The sequence below is a fragment of the Microbispora sp. NPDC088329 genome (assembly GCF_040685655.1).
In the GTDB taxonomy this organism is placed as follows: Bacteria; Actinomycetota; Actinomycetes; order Streptosporangiales; family Streptosporangiaceae; genus Microbispora.
The window spans coordinates 18,201-32,545 of the sequence record NZ_JBFBIP010000032.1; the positions used below are offsets into that span (position 1 = coordinate 18,201).

The 14,345-nt window shown below is 68.6% G+C and carries 14 protein-coding genes; 4 read left to right on the forward strand and 10 right to left on the reverse strand.

The window, feature by feature from the left end; all coding sequences use genetic code 11:
* Positions 1 to 49: 49 nt before the first annotated feature.
* Positions 50 to 721, forward strand: a complete 672-nt coding sequence (gene leuE, locus AB0O28_RS36825) for a leucine efflux protein LeuE (RefSeq protein WP_363647220.1) — start codon at positions 50 to 52, stop codon at positions 719 to 721.
* 3 nt (positions 722 to 724) lie between these two features.
* On the opposite strand, the gene AB0O28_RS36830 is transcribed toward leuE, so the two are convergent.
* Positions 725 to 1,570, reverse strand: coding sequence for an LLM class F420-dependent oxidoreductase (locus tag AB0O28_RS36830; RefSeq protein ID WP_363647221.1), 846 nt, complete (start codon positions 1,568 to 1,570; stop codon positions 725 to 727).
* A gap of 285 nt (positions 1,571 to 1,855) precedes the next feature.
* Between AB0O28_RS36830 and AB0O28_RS36835 the strand changes: the two genes are divergently transcribed.
* Entirely contained in the window at positions 1,856 to 2,497 is a 642-nt protein-coding gene (locus AB0O28_RS36835; RefSeq protein ID WP_363647222.1) for a VC0807 family protein, read from the forward strand.
* On the opposite strand, the gene AB0O28_RS36840 is transcribed toward AB0O28_RS36835, so the two are convergent.
* Positions 2,494 to 2,955, reverse strand: coding sequence for a nuclear transport factor 2 family protein (locus AB0O28_RS36840; protein ID WP_363647223.1), 462 nt, complete (start codon positions 2,953 to 2,955; stop codon positions 2,494 to 2,496). The two genes, AB0O28_RS36835 and AB0O28_RS36840, sit on opposite strands and share 4 nt — an antisense overlap.
* Before the next feature lie 44 nt (positions 2,956 to 2,999).
* Here AB0O28_RS36840 and AB0O28_RS36845 point away from each other — a divergent pair, with 44 nt between their 5' ends.
* Both AB0O28_RS36845 and AB0O28_RS36850 read left to right on the forward strand, forming a co-directional pair.
* Positions 3,000 to 3,725 carry an SDR family oxidoreductase gene (locus AB0O28_RS36845; protein WP_363647224.1) on the forward strand — a complete coding sequence of 242 codons (726 nt, stop codon included), beginning with the start codon at positions 3,000 to 3,002 and terminating at the stop codon, positions 3,723 to 3,725.
* 75 nt (positions 3,726 to 3,800) lie between these two features.
* Positions 3,801 to 4,673, forward strand: coding sequence for an aryldialkylphosphatase (locus AB0O28_RS36850; RefSeq protein WP_363647225.1), 873 nt, complete (start codon positions 3,801 to 3,803; stop codon positions 4,671 to 4,673).
* 24 nt (positions 4,674 to 4,697) lie between these two features.
* Here AB0O28_RS36850 and AB0O28_RS36855 read toward each other — a convergent pair whose 3' ends face one another.
* The 8 genes from AB0O28_RS36855 to AB0O28_RS36890 form a co-directional block, all read right to left on the reverse strand.
* A complete protein-coding gene (locus tag AB0O28_RS36855) occupies positions 4,698 to 6,074 on the reverse strand; it encodes a GH1 family beta-glucosidase (protein ID WP_363647226.1) in 1,377 nt (458 codons plus the stop codon).
* Positions 6,071 to 6,922 carry a carbohydrate ABC transporter permease gene (locus tag AB0O28_RS36860; RefSeq protein ID WP_363647227.1) on the reverse strand — a complete coding sequence of 284 codons (852 nt, stop codon included), beginning with the start codon at positions 6,920 to 6,922 and terminating at the stop codon, positions 6,071 to 6,073. The genes AB0O28_RS36855 and AB0O28_RS36860 overlap by 4 nt, the downstream gene beginning before the upstream one ends.
* Position 6,923: 1 nt before the next feature.
* On the reverse strand, positions 6,924 to 7,850 hold the full coding sequence (locus AB0O28_RS36865) for a sugar ABC transporter permease (protein ID WP_363647228.1): 927 nt from the start codon (positions 7,848 to 7,850) through the stop codon (positions 6,924 to 6,926).
* A gap of 80 nt (positions 7,851 to 7,930) precedes the next feature.
* The gene (locus AB0O28_RS36870) at positions 7,931 to 9,208 is read right to left on the reverse strand and encodes an ABC transporter substrate-binding protein (protein WP_363647229.1); all 1,278 of its coding nucleotides are present in this window, start codon (positions 9,206 to 9,208) and stop codon (positions 7,931 to 7,933) included.
* A gap of 770 nt (positions 9,209 to 9,978) precedes the next feature.
* On the reverse strand, positions 9,979 to 11,373 hold the full coding sequence (locus AB0O28_RS36875) for an FAD-dependent oxidoreductase (protein ID WP_363647230.1): 1,395 nt from the start codon (positions 11,371 to 11,373) through the stop codon (positions 9,979 to 9,981).
* 55 nt (positions 11,374 to 11,428) lie between these two features.
* Positions 11,429 to 12,214 (reverse strand): ABC transporter permease, encoded by a 786-nt coding sequence (locus tag AB0O28_RS36880; RefSeq protein ID WP_363647231.1) that lies wholly within the window; start codon positions 12,212 to 12,214, stop codon positions 11,429 to 11,431.
* Complete coding sequence (locus AB0O28_RS36885; RefSeq protein ID WP_363647232.1) at positions 12,211 to 13,074, reverse strand: ABC transporter permease; 864 nt, start codon at positions 13,072 to 13,074, stop codon at positions 12,211 to 12,213. The genes AB0O28_RS36880 and AB0O28_RS36885 overlap by 4 nt, the downstream gene beginning before the upstream one ends.
* Positions 13,071 to 14,330 carry a spermidine/putrescine ABC transporter substrate-binding protein gene (locus AB0O28_RS36890; protein WP_363647234.1) on the reverse strand — a complete coding sequence of 420 codons (1,260 nt, stop codon included), beginning with the start codon at positions 14,328 to 14,330 and terminating at the stop codon, positions 13,071 to 13,073. The genes AB0O28_RS36885 and AB0O28_RS36890 overlap by 4 nt, the downstream gene beginning before the upstream one ends.
* Positions 14,331 to 14,345 lie beyond the last annotated feature (15 nt).

The window sequence follows — 14,345 nt, forward strand, 5'->3', positions numbered from 1 at the left end:
AACGGCGAGAGGCTATAACTAGACCATTCGGCCTTTTGCGGGAGCAGGGATGTTCTTCGGGATCACCAACATCTGGACCTACGTCGTGGGCTCGTTCCTGATCATCCTGCTGCCCGGGCCGAACTCGCTGTACGTGCTCTCGACCGCCGCCCAGCAGGGGGTGCGGCAGGGCTACCGCGCGGCGGCCGGGGTCTTCGCCGGCGACTCGGTGCTCATGTTCCTGTCGGCCGCGGGCGTCGCCTCGCTGCTGAAGTCCACGCCCGTCCTGTTCACGATCGTGAAGTACTCCGGCGCGGTCTACCTGGCGTGGATCGGCTTCGGCATGCTCCGCGGCGCCTGGCGCTCGCTGCGGTCCTCCCGCGGCGGGGCGCCGGCCCAGGCGGCGGAGGCGGCGGAGGCACCCGCCGCGGCTCCCGCGGGCCACCCGTTCCGCAAGGCGTTCACGATCAGCCTGCTCAATCCCAAGGCGATCCTGTTCTTCGTGGCGTTCTTCGTGCAGTTCGTGGACCCGTCGTACGGCGCGCCGGCGCTGTCGTTCCTGATCCTGGCGCTGATCGTGCAGATCTTCAGCGTGACCTACCTGAGCACGCTCATCTTCGGCGGCACGTTCCTCGCGACCCACTTCCGGCGCCGCCGCAAGCTGGCCGCCACACTCACCTCGGGGGTCGGCGCGCTCTTCCTCGGCTTCGGCGCCAAGCTGGCCACCGCCACGCTCAGCTGAGCCTCACTCCCCGTGCGACTCGGCGAGGGCGTTCTCGAAGGCGTCCATCGCCCGCCGGATCCCGTCGTATCCGGCCGACGGCAGCCAGGCCATGACCCGGGAGACCCCGGCCGCCTCACACCGCTCCAGGGCGGCGGGGTCCGCCGGCGCGGCCAGCATCACGACCTCGACGCGCCTGCCCGCCTCCTCGGCCCGCCGGAACAGCTCGGGGATACGCTCGACGATCCCCTCGCCGTAGTTGGGCAGCCACGCGTCGCCGTAGCCGAGCACCCGGTCGAAGACGCGCGGCCCCACGCCGCCCACCAGGATCGGCGGGTACGGCTTCTGGGCCGGTTTCGGCCATGACCAAATCGGGTCGAACGACACGAACTCCCCGTGATACTCGGCTTCGTCACGGGTCCAGATCGCCTGCATGGCCCGGATGCGCTCCCGCATGACGGCGAACCGGCGGGCAGGGTCGACGCCGTGGTGGCGCAACTCCTCGCGGTTCCAGCCCGCGCCGACGCCGAACTCGAACCGCCCGCCGGTCAGGTCGTCCACGCTCGCCACCGTCTTCGCGAGGCCGAGTGGCTCGTGCTCGGGCACCAGGCAGATGCCCGTTCCCACGCGCAGCCGGGTCGTCGCCGCGCCCGCGGCCATCGAGGCGACGAACGGATCGTAGGTGTGCCAGTAGCGCCGGGGCAGCTCGCCTCCCCACTCGTCCTTCGGCGTCCGGCCGCCGGGTGGCACCGGGATGTGCGTGTGCTCGGTGAACAGCAGCGCCGCGTGGCCGCGCTGCTCCACGAGCCGGGCCAGGGCATCAGGACGAACCGCATCATGTGTTGCGAAGTAGCCGAAACCTGAGTCCATGCCGTCAACGTAACCCGCGCCCTTCGCGCGCCGGGGAAAGTGCCCCGCGGCCACCGGTAAAGCGCTGACCAGGGGTTCGGCCGAACCCACCGGCCGGCCGCGGCCATGCCGTACCGTTATGACCCAGGAACCGGCCCGGCGCATTCGGCCCCCGCGTGGTCGGCCGTCGGGTACCGTGAGCCACCGACAAAGAGCCACCCTAAGGGCGTTTCCGCCCACGATGTCCGGGTAGGCGCGTTGCCCAACTACAGCGTCGGTCTCCCCTGCCGGCCCGTTGGAGTCACCATGAACCACGCACCCTTCGCACTGCCCAGGCTCACCGCACTGATCAAGCAGGCGGTGCCCCGGCTCCTCGAAGGCGTGGTGGCTCCCCTCGTGGTCTTCTACGCGGCCCTCGCGGTGCTCGGGCTGCGCGGCGCGCTGATGGCCGCCGTGTCATGGGTCTACCTGGGCGTTCTGTGGCGGATCATCCGGCGTCAGCCCGTGCCGGGCACGATGATCATGGCGACGATCGCGATCACCTTCCGCACCGTGATCGGGCTGTGGACCGGCAGCCCCGTCCTCTACTTCATCCAGCCGGAGCTCGGCACGATCTGCATCAGCATGGTGCTCCTGGCCTCGGTGCGGATGCGCCGCCCGCTGGTCCAGCGGCTCACGCTCGACTACATCCACCTGCCGTCGTTCGTGCTGCGGCACGAGCGCGTCCGCACCTTCTTCGCCCGGATCACCCTGCTGTGGGCGTTCGTCCTCCTGGCCAACTCGGCCATGAGCATCTGGCTGCTGCTGCACGAGTCCATCGGCGACTATCTGATCATCCGCACCGCCGCCGTCGCGGTCGTCACCGGCCTGGCCTTCGTGGCGTCCATCTGGGCGTTCCGCCGGGTCCTGCGGCGCCTGCACACCGAGGTCCCGGCGCTCACCCGTTAGTCCTCCAGCCTGTGCGTGCGCACCGCCTCGTCTCCGCGGGTGTGCCACGCGTCGAACGCGAAGGCCGTGACCTTCCACCCCTCGGCCCGCCGTACGAGCCTGAGCCGGTAGACGCCCCACACCTCGAACATGCCGCCGCCCAGCGCGGCGTCGAGCAGGTTGTAGGAGTATCCCTTGGTGGTCACGTGCGCCTCGGCGCCGTCGACGGTCACAGCGAAGTTGCTCACGGTGTGGAAGCTCTGCTTGCGGGCGTGCAGGCCGGTCCGCCACCCGTCCACGAGGGCCTCGGCGCCGATCCGGGCCGGCTCCCCGCCGTTGAGGCTGGTGAAGTCGACGTCCACCTCGTCGGCGAACAGCTCCCGGCACACCGGCCAGTTCTTGGCGTCCACGGTGTCGAAGACGGCGGTGACGACGTCCACGATCTCGGCCCGGTCCACCAGTGCGGCGATCTCATCCATGCGCCCCATCCTGCCCCACGCGATCTGTGATAGGCACATTCCTCATGGGTACCGCACTGGTCACGGGCGCCTCACGAGGTCTGGGCGCCGTCATCGCCGAACGGCTCGCCGCGGACGGCTGGCACGTCGCCGTCAACTACGCCAACGACACAGCCGGCGCCTCCGCCGTCGCCGAGCGCATCACCGCCGCCGGCGGCTCGGCCCGCCTGGCCCGGTTCGACGTCACCGACGAGGAGTCCGTACGGGAGGGCGTGGCCGCGATCGGACACGTCGACGTGGTTGTCAACAACGCCACCGGCCCGCAGCCGTTGATGCCGGTGGAGAAGCAGACCTGGGAGGACCACCTCGGCCAGCTCCGCTTCTTCGTCAAGGCCCCGCTGCTGATCCTGCAGGCTGTGCTGCCCGGCATGCGCGAGGCGGGGTCCGGCCGGATCGTCAACGTGGGCAGCGAGGTCGCCGACCTCGGCAATCCGGAGTTCGGGCACTACGTCTCCGCCAAGGCCGCCATGCACGGGCTCACCCGGTCGTGGGCCCGCGAGCTGGGGCCGTACGGAATCACGGTGAACACGGTCGAGCCGGGCTGGATCCCGGTGGAGCGCCACGCGGACGTCCCCCCGGAGGATTACACCGGCTACCTGCGCGATGTTCCGCTGGGGCACATGGGCGCGCCGACGGACATCGCCGAGACGGTGGCGTTCCTCGCCTCCCCCGGTGCCCGGTTCGTGACCGGGCAGCGGCTCGCCGTCAACGGCGGCAGGACGATGAGCTGACGCACTCACGCGCCAAAGGTAAAGAATCATGTGATTCAGGAGCGGTTTAGACAAAAAATCAGTTAATGTCCGTTCATGTCCGGCGCACTTTTTCCCCGAATCCAGACCGTCACGGGCGCCGTCCCCGTCGCCGAGATCAACGGGCCGGTGCTCCCGTACGAGCACCTGCGCACTGACACCCGCTGGGGCATCGGCGTCGACTCCGATCCCCGCCGGTGGCTGGACGAGGAGCGGTACGTGCTGGCCGAGATCAAGCATCTCGGCAGGGAGCAGGCGCTGGGCCTCGTCGTGGAGCACAGCTGCATTGGCATGGCGCGCGACCCGGCCGCGCTCGCCCGGATCTCGATGGCCGCGCGCGTCCCGATCGTGGCCGCCACCGGTTTCGCCGCGCAGCCGTTCGCGGGTGAGGCCATCACGCGGTACGGCGTGGAGGACCTGACCGCCGACCTGCTGCACGAGATCGGCGCCGGACTGGACGGGACGGGCGCGCGGCCGGGCGTCATCCTCACCGCCGCGTGGGACGAGACGCCCACCCCCGCCGAGGAGCGGGCCGTCGTCGCGGCCGCCCGCGCCTCGCTGCGCACCGACCTGCCGGTCGCGACGGGCGGCCTGGAACTGCTGGAGCTCCTGCTCTCGCAGAACGTTCCCGCCCGGCGTCTCAGCGCCCGCACCGGCGACCCGCTGGCTCAGCGCAAGATCGCCGAGACCGGCGCGTACGTGAGCGTGGACGACGCCGAGGACGTCCTCACCCTCCTCGACGCCGGGCACGCCGAGCGTGTCCTGCTCAGCAGCGGCGTACGCCTGCGGGAGCACCTGGACGGGTACGGCGGGCAGGGCTACGGCCGGCTGTTCTCATCGGTCGTCCCGGCCCTGCGGGAGGCCGGCGTGGACGACGGCACGCTGCGTCTCATCACGCACGAGAACCCCCTGCGCTGGCTCACCCCCTGACGGCTCGCCTGGGAGCCGCCCGACCTAGGTGCCAGGATCTTCACCCTGCTTCGCGATGAACTCGCGCAGCCAGTGGAAGCTCGCCTTCTCGGTGCGGGTCTGGGTCTCGTAGTCGACGTGGACGAGCCCGAACCGGGCGGCGTACCCGCGGGCCCACTCGAAGTTGTCGAGCAGCGACCAGCAGAAGTAGCCGCGCACGTCCACACCGTCGGCCATCGCCGCGCGGATGGCGGCCAGGTGGTCGCGCAGGAAGCCGATGCGACCGGTGTCGTCGAGAGTTCCGTCGTCGCCGTAGCCGTTCTCCGTGATGAAGATCGGCGGTAGCGCGGGGTAGCGCCGGGTCAGTCCGAGGAGAGTCTGGTGGAGCCCTTGCGGCTCCATCGGCCAGCCCAGCCCGCTGGTCTGCGCGCCGTCCGGGGTGACGCTGCGCACCCCGAGATCGAAGGCGGAGCGCAGCGCGGGGTCCGCCTGCTCGTACGGCGCCGCGGCGGCGTGGATGCGGTAGTAGTAGTTGACGCCCAGGAAGTCCAGCGGAGCACCGATGATCTCCAGGTCGCCCTCGCGGCGGAAGGAGAAGTCGCTGATCGCGCCGAAGGTTTCCGCCATGTCGGCCGCGTAGGCGCCGAGCAGCAGTGGGTCGGTGAACTGCCGGTTGACCAGCAGATCCTTTCTGCGCGCCGCGTCGGCGTCTGCCGCCGAGCCGGACGCGGGCACCGTGGGAGACATGTTGAGCGTGATGCCGACCTGTTGTCCCGGTCGCGACCGCGCCCTCAGCCTGGCCGTCGCGAGGCCGTGGCCCAGCAGCAGGTGGTGGGCGGCGGCGAGCGCGCCGTGACCCTCGCGTGCGCCGGGTGCGTGGCGGCCTTCGGCGTAGCCGACGATGGACGAGCAGTAGGGCTCGTTCAGCGTGATCCACCGTGACACCGTGTCGCCCAGCGCCTCGTGTGCGACCTCGGCGTAGTCGGCGAAACGCTCGGCGGTGTCGCGGTCGCGCCAGCCGCCGCGGTCCTCCAGCGCCTGGGGCAGGTCCCAGTGGTAGAGGGTGACGTACGGCTCGATGAGGTGCTCGCGCAGGGTGTCGGCGAGCCTCCGGTAGAAGTCGAGGCCGCGCTGGTTCACCTGGCCGTCGCCGTCGGGCATGATCCTGGGCCAGGCCAGAGAGAAGCGGTAGGCGCCGGCACCGAGCCGGTCCATCAGCTCCACGTCCTCCTGCCAGCGGTGGTAGTGATCGCAGGCGTGCTCGCCGCTCTCGCCCCCGGCCACCGCACCGGGGACCCGGCAGAACGTGTCCCAGATGGAGGGCCCGCGCCCGTCGGCGTCCACGGCGCCCTCGATCTGGTAGGCGGCGGTGGCCGTCCCCCACACGAATCCGGCGGGAAAGGCCGTGCGTTCCCGGGTCATCCCTTGATCGCTCCTGACATGATTCCCCCGATGATCTGACGGCCCAGTACGGCGAAGACCGCCACGACGGGCACGATCGCGAGCACGGTGCCGGTGAGCACGAGCGCGTAGTCGGTGGTGTAACCGCTGGCCAGGCTGGAGAGCGCGAGCTGGACGGTGGGGTTTTCCGGCGTGAGGACGACCAGCGGCCAGAAGAAGTCGTTCCAGGCATGCATGAAGGTGAACAGGCCGAGCACGGCGGCGGCCGGGCGGGCGGCGGGCAGCACGACGTGCCAGAACAGCCGCAGCGTGCTGCACCCGTCGATGCGGCCGGCCTCCAGCAGATCGTCGGGGATGGCGCTGGAGAGGTACTGGGTCATGAGGAACACGCCGAACGCGGTGACGAGGCCGGGCACGATCACCGCCTGGAGCCTGCCGGTCCACCCGAACTCCGCCATGAGGATGTACAGCGGGATGATGCCGAGCTGCTGCGGCACCGTGGTGGTGGCGATGGCCAGGAGGAGCAGCACATTGCGCCCGCGGAAGCGCAGCTTGGCGAAGGCGAAGCCGGCCAGCGTGGAGAACAGCACGACCGAGATGGTGACCGAGCCGGACACGAGGATGGAGTTGAGCATCGCCTTGCCGAACGGGGTGGTGTCGAAGACCCGGGCGATGTTCTCGAACAGGTGGCCGCCGGGGGTGAGGACCGGCGGAACGCTGGCGATGGCGTCGTTGTCGTTGGACGCCACGACCAGCGACCAGTAGATGGGAAACAGCGAGCCGAGCAGCACGGCGACGAGCGCGGCGTAGGTCCAGAACCCGGCTCCCCGGGGGTTCAGGCGGCGTTGGACGGCCGTGACGATTGCCATGTCAGTTGCTCCTGATCTTGCGCGTGATGGCGAAGTTGACGAGCGCCATGACCACGATGATCACGCAGAGGGCCCAGGCGATCGCCGAGGCGTAGCCGAACTTGTACAGGCCGAAGCCCTGCTCGTAGAGGTAGAGGCCGACGGTCTGGAACTGGCGGTCCGAGCCACCGGTCGGGTTGCCGGTGCCGGCCTGGAACAGCAGCGGCTCGGCGATGATCTGGAAGCCGCCGATGGTGGACACGACGGCGGTGAAGATGATCGTGGGGCGGAGCATCGGCACGGTGATCTTCCGGAACTGGGTGAACTGGCTCGCGCCGTCCAGCCGGGCGGCCTCGTACAGACCCTCGGGAATGGTCTGCATCGCGGCCAGGTAGATGAGGGCGTTGTAGCCGGTCCACCGCCAGATGACGATCAACGAGATCGCGACGTGCGAGGACAGTGTCCCGGCCTGCCAGTCGATCGGATCCAGGCCCACCAGGTCGAGGGCCCAGTTGACCATGCCGAAGTCGCGGCCGAAGAGCTGGGCGAAGATGATCGTGATCGCGACGATCGAGGTCACGTTGGGCAGCAGCACGCCCATCCGGAACAGGGTGCGGGCGCGCAGCCTGCGGTTGAGCATGTGCGCGATGAACAGCGCGGCCAGCAGCTGCGGCACGGTGGACAACAGCCAGATGCTGACGGTGTTGAACAGCGCGTTCCAGAAGTAGTCGTCGGCCAGCAGCTCGGCATAGTTGGTCAGCCCCACCCACTCATGGGTCGGCTCCAGCAGGTCCCAGTCGGTGAGCGAGACGTACGCGGTGTACAGCAGCGGGAACATGCCCACCACACCGAACAGCAGGAAGAACGGGGCGATGTAGAGGTACGGCGAGCCCTTGACGTCGAGCTGGTAGGCCCAGCGGCGCCGGGGCCCTGATCTGACGGAGGTCATGGTCGGCTCCTCGGGGGGTAAGGGTGGCGACGGCGGGCCCTGGCCGCCCGCCGTCACCGGCTCTCGCGGGTCGGCGCGCGTCACTTGCTGATGCGCTCGACGTCCCCGAGCATCTGCGTCCACGCCTCGTCGGCGTTCTGCTTGCCCTCCTCGACGCGGTTGATCGCGTCGCGAATGGCGGTCTGGATGTCGCCGGCCCTCGGGCCCTGGTGTTGCGGCTTGAGCTTGCGGGCGGCGGTGGTGAAGATCTGCCCGATCGGCGCTTTGTTGAAGAACTCGCTCTTGAGTTCGGTCACCTCGGGCTTGTCGTAGGTGGCGAGGGTGGAGGGCAGGATGCCGTGCTTGGAGAACACCTCGATCTGCTGTTCTGGCGCTGTCAGCCAGGCGATCAGGTCGACGGCCTCCTTCAGGTGCTTGCCCTGCGCGGGGACGGTCAGGTAGGAGCCGCCCCAGTTGCCGCCGCCCCCGGGGATGGCTGCCACGTCCCACTGCCCGGCGAAGGCCTTGGCCTGGTCCTGGATCTTGGCGAGCATCCAGGCGGGGCAGGCGATGGTGGCGAACTGGCTCTTGGCGAAGCCGGTGTTCCAGGCGGGCGAACTGCCGACGAGCTTGGCCGACTGACCGTCGGTCACGGCCTTGATCACCTGGTCGTAGGCGGAGCGCACAACCGGGTTGGTGGCGACCACGACGTTGTCCTGGCTGTCGTAGTAGCCGGTTTCGGCTTGACCGATCATCGCGTTGAACACCTGGGGGCCGCCGTCGAAGAATGCGGCGCCTTCGGGCTTCTTGGCGGTGTAGCGTTTACCGGTTTCGAAGTAGGACGTCCAGTCGGGCCAGAGCTTGGAGACCTCGTCACGGTCGGTGGGTAGCCCGGCCTTCTCGAACAGGTCGCGGCGGTAGCACATGGCCAGGCCGCCGACGTCGGTGCCGTAGCCGATCTGAGCCCCCGACTTGGCCAGCGACGCCTCCCATTTCCACGGCAGCCAGCGGTCCTTGAGCTGGTCGGCCCCGTACTTGCGTAAGTCGGCGAAGTGCTGGGGCTGGTTCCTGAACTGGGCGATGAAGCCGGTGTCGATCCCCTCGATGTCGGCGGTGCCGCTGCCGGTGGCCAGGTGCGCCGCGAGGTTGCGGTGGTGGTCGTTGTACGCCGACGTCCTCTCGATGATCTTGATGTTGGGGTGAGCGGCCTCGTACTTGGCGTAGAGCTCCTTGAAGCCCATGTTCCCGAACAGGTTGAGGGTCAATGTGATCTCGCCCTCGGCCGACCCGGATCCGGTGGAGGGTGAGCCGCCGCAGCCCGCGGCGAGTATGCCGGCGGCCAGCACTCCGGCGGCGAGACGGATTCGTCCAGCAGACACCTGGGACTCCTTCGAACGGAGAGGAAGGGTGACTGCGAGATGCGATGAGAAGGCCGGGCCCCGCGGCAACAGTGCGACATCGGCCTGTCAGTGGAAATCCCACAGAACGCCACCATTTCTGTCAAGTCACAGAAAAATAACGTGCAGAAAATCTGCGGTGGTCATTGACACTGATACGACGCCTCGCATAATTTCGTGCAACCGGTTACATGAAACCGGTTACAGCGAGATGCGCTGATGTACGACCGTGGCAACGATTTGAGAGCTGGCGCGCGCCTTTTGCGGGGGTATCGCCGGCGACTGTCTTCCGCGTGTTCAACAAGCCGGAGGTGGTGGACGTCCGGACCCGCGCGCTCGTTCATCGGCGCCTGCACACACGGCCGCTCTCTCAGTGGTGAGGCGAGTCCGGCACGCCTGTCCCTCGTGGTCAAGCGGACGGCGGGCACCTGGCTCATTCAGCACTGTCACGCTGCCCCCGTCCGCACTGACCGGTCAGGGGCCGGCTTCGCCTACGGACAGGCGTCCGCTACTCGAGTCCTTCGAGACGGCGGGCATCTTTGATCTCGCTGATCCTGGCAGCCGTCATCGGGGTCCACTCCCTCCTCTCTCCAGCGGCACGGAGGGCTTCTCCAACCTCGCTGAGCTTCGCGGAGGACAACACGCCCGCCCGCTCGATCAGGTCGTCCCGGGCCACGGTGGTCAGCCATGTGCACGGAGTAAAGCCCGGACGCGGGAACGGGACCTGAAGATCATGATCTACGGCTGGAGTACTAGGAGTCGAAGCCGACGCCGAAGGCGTCGAGGGTGCGCAGCCAGGCGTTGCGGCGGCCCTCGTGCTCGTCGGCCCGGGCGATGGCCCAGCGGGTGAGCTGGATGACGCCGGACCGCACCGGTTCGGGCGGGAAGGGCATCGGCTTGTCCCGCACCATGCGCAGCTCCGTACGCTCGGTCACCCGGCCCTGCAGCAGGTCGAGGATGACATTGGCCCCGAAGCGGGTGGCCCCCACGCCGAGGCCGGTGTATCCGGCGGCGTAGGCGAGGCGCGAGCCGTACGCCGTGCCGAAGAAGGCGCTGAACCGGCTGCAGGTGTCGATGACCCCGCCCCATCTGTGCGTGAAGCGCAGGCCGTGCAGCTGCGGGAACGTCTCGAAGAAGTGCGTGGCGAGCTTCTCGAACGTGGCGTCGCGCTGGTCGTACTCCGTCCTGACCAGGCCGCCGTTGTGATACACGGCGTCGTAGCCGCCCCACAGGATCCGGTTGTCGTCGGTCAGCCGGTAGTAGTGGAACTGGTTGGCCGAGTCGCCGATGCCCTGACGGTTGCGCCAGCCGATCTCCGCCATCAGGTCGTCCGGCACCGGCTCGGTCATCAGCGCGTAGTCGTACACCGGCACGAGGAAGTGCCTGAGCCGGCGCAGCAGCGGAGGGAAGGCGCCGGTGCCGAGCGCCACCCGCCCGGCCCGGACCCGGCCCTTCGGCGTGCCCAGTTCGAGCACGAGGCCGTCGTCGTGCAGGGAGCGCACCGGCGTGTGCTCGAAGACGCGCACGCCCAGCCGCACGCAGACGTCGCGCAGTCCCCACGCCATGCGCGCCGGGTCGACCATGGCGACGCCCTGCCGGTCCCACACCCCGCCGAGATACGCCGGGGAGTCCACCTCGGCCCGCACCTGCTCGCGGTCGAGCCGCTCCAGCCGCCCGCCGAGCGAGGCCGCCGCGCTGACCTCCTCGTCGAGCCCGGCGAGCTGCCACTCCTCGGTGGCCACCCGCAGCTCGCCGGTCCGCTCGAAGGAGCACTCGACGCCATATCGGGTGAGGGTGCGCTCGATCTCGTCGAGGTTCTCCCGGCCGAGCCGTTCCAGGGTCGCGATCTCCGCGGGCCAGCGGTCCTGGCCGTTGCCGAGCCCGTGGGTCAGGCTCGCCGCGCAGAAGCCGCCGTTGCGGCCGGAGGCGGCCCACCCGACCGCGCGGCCCTCCAGGAGGACCACGTCGAGCGAGGGGTCGCGCTCCTTGGCCATCAGGGCGGTCCACAGACCGGTGAAGCCGCCGCCGACCACCGCCAGGTCCGCCGTGACCTCCCCCGTCAGCGGGGGCAGCGGCTCGGGTGCGATCGACCGGTCCAGCCAGTACGGTTTGCGCTCCGCGTCAGCGAGAGCTTTCAGCGGACTCACACATTTCACTTCCCCTCGAGATCCCGGGGGATCTCACAGGTTCTTGCAGGGTCTGTCAGCTGCGGCGGCGGGCCATCAGGGCGTTGACCACGGCGATCAGCACGCCGGCCGCGAAGATCAGCGTGCCCATGACGTTCACCTGCGGCGGGAGGCCGACGCGGGTGGCGCCCCAGATCCACAGCGGGAACGTCATGGTGCCGCCGGAGTTGAAGTTGGTGATGACGAAGTCGTCGATCGACAGCGCGAAGGCCAGCATGGAGCCCGCCATCACGCCGGGGAAGATCATGGGCAGCGTGACCAGCCGGAACGTCGTCCACGGCCCCGCGCCGAGGTCGCGGGCCGCCTCCTCCAGGGAGGAGTCGAGCGTCATCACCCGGGCCCGCACGGTCACGGCCACGAACGAGATCGAGAACATGACGTGCGAGATCAGGATCGTCCAGAAGCCGAGCGGCACGGCGAGCGTGACGAACAGCGACAGCAGCGACGCGCCCATGACGATCTCGGCGCAGGAGATCGCCGCGAACATCACCAGGTTCATCGCCCCGGAGCCGCGGAAGCGGTAGCGGCCGAGCGCCAGCCCGATCAGCGACCCGAGCACCCCGGCGACCAGCATCGTCAGCACGGCGATGAGCAGCGAGTTCACCAGCGCCTGCGTGAGGTCGCCGATCTCGAACAACTTGCCGTACCACTTGAGCGTGAAGCCCTGCCAGGCCGTGTTGTACCGGCCGTGGGTGTCGTTGAAGCCGAACAGGATCATGACGGCGATCGGCAGCACGAGCCACGCGATCACCAGCCAGGTGTAGATCTGCAGACCGCGGCCCCGCAGCAGGCCACCCTTCATCGGGCCGCCACCTCCAGCACGTCCTCGGTGCCGAGCGCCTTGGCGTACGCGAAGATGCCCACCAGCAGCAGGGCCATCAGCGTGAACGACAGCGCCGAGGCGATCGGGTAGTCCTGGTTGACCAGGAACTGGTTCTGGATGACGTTGCCGATCATCGTGTTGCTGGTGCCGCCGAGCACGGAGGCGTTGACGTAGTCGGAGGTGGCCGGCACGAACGTCATCAGCACGCCGGCGAACACGCCCGGCAGCGACAGCGGCAGCACGACGCGCAGGAAGGTCTGCAGCTTGCTCGCGTAGAGGTCCTGCGCGGCCTCCAGGACGCGCGGGTCGATCCGCTCCAGCGCCACGTACATCGGCAGGATCATGAACGGCAGGAAGTTGTACGCCAGGCCGCCGATGACCGCCGCGCTCGTGGCCAGGATGTGGAAGTCCTGCGGCACCAGGCCCATCGACTTCAGCGGCCCGAGCAGCATGCCGTTGTCGGACAGGAAGAACTGCCAGGAGATGGTGCGCAGCACGAACGACACCAGGAAGGGCAGCAGCAGCAGGAACAGGTAGACCGACTTGCGGTTGCCGCCCTTGAAGGCGATCCAGTACGCCACCGGGAACCCGATGACGATCTGGAGCACCGTCGAGATCACGCCGTACACCAGCGACCGGATGATCTGGTCGTGGTAGGTGCTGATCCCGTCGACGTAGCTGTGCCAGTTGAACGTGAACGCGTAGCCGTTGACGACGTCGCCCGACTGCAGCGACAGCGACAGCATGACGACCGTCGGGATGACGAAGAAGATCGCCAGCCAGAGCGTGCCGGGGAAGAGCAGCAGGTACGGCGTCAGCGAAGCCTTGAGCCTGCTCATGACGTCGTGATCGCCTGGAAGATGGACTCGAACTTCTTCTGCTCCTGCGGCGTCTTGAACTTCACGTAGTTGCGCAGCCTGGCGGTGTCCTGCTCGCTCGGGAACACCAGCGGGCTGCTCGCCACTTCCTCCAGGAGCTTCTTCCTGTCCCCGGACGCCTTGGCCGCGTCGGCGGCGATGACGTCCTTGGCGGCCGGGACCGGCGTCACGTAGTTGATGTACTCCGCTAGGTGCGCCGCCACGTCCGGGCCGTAGAAGAAGTCCATCAACATGATCGCGTCGACCGGGTTCGTCGCGGTCTTCGGGATCGTCATGTTGTCGGTCCAGATGGTCCCGCCCTCCTGCGGCACCACGAACTTGAGGTCCGTGCCGTCGGAGACGTTCTTCTGGAAGACGTCGCCGGACCACGCCATGGTGAGCCAGATGTCGCCCTTGGCCAGCGGGTCCATGTACGCCTGGTCGTAGTACTTGCGGACGATGCCGCCGTCGCGCTGCTCCTGGAGCTTGGCCGCGGCCTTCTCCCAGTCCGCCTCGGTGGACTTGTCGGGGTCGGCGCCGATCGCGAACAGGCCGAAGTTGGCGATCTCCTGTGAGTCGGACATCATGCCGACCTTGCCCTTGTACTTGGGGTTCCACAGGTCGGCGATGCTGGTCGGCGGGGTGTCGACGTACTTCGGGTTGTACGCGATGCCGGTCATGCCGGAGGCCCACGGGACGCTGTATACGTTGCCCGGGTCGTACGACTCGTGCTTGTACTGCTCCGCCGCGTTGGCCGCGAAGTTCGGCAGCTTGGAGTGGTCGAGCGGCGCCAGGTAGCCGAGCTGGACGAGCTGCTCGAAGTGCAGGCCGTTGGTGACGATCATGAGGTCGTAGTCGATCGACTGCCCGGCGGCGAGCTGCGGCTGGATCTTGGCGAACCAGCTCGGCATCTCGAGGATGACCTCTTTGTAGTTCACCGTGATGCCGGTCTGCTGGGTGAACTGCTTGAGCTCGGGCTGCTTGGGGTCCATGTAGAGCGGCCAGCTGGCGAAGTCGACGTGGCCGTTCTTCGCCTTGCCCGACCAGAACTTCTCCACCTCGGACTGGGCCTGCGCGGAGGAGGTCGGCTTGGCCGTGCCCTTGCCCTGCACACCGCAGGCGGCGAGGGCGAGCCCGGCGGCCGACAGGCCCGCGAGCCGGAAGGCGTCGCGCCTGCCGAGCCGGCGCTGGGTCATGCCACGGAGGAAGGCGGGGTCCTGCCTGTAGGGGTGGTTCATTGGGGTTCGGTGCTC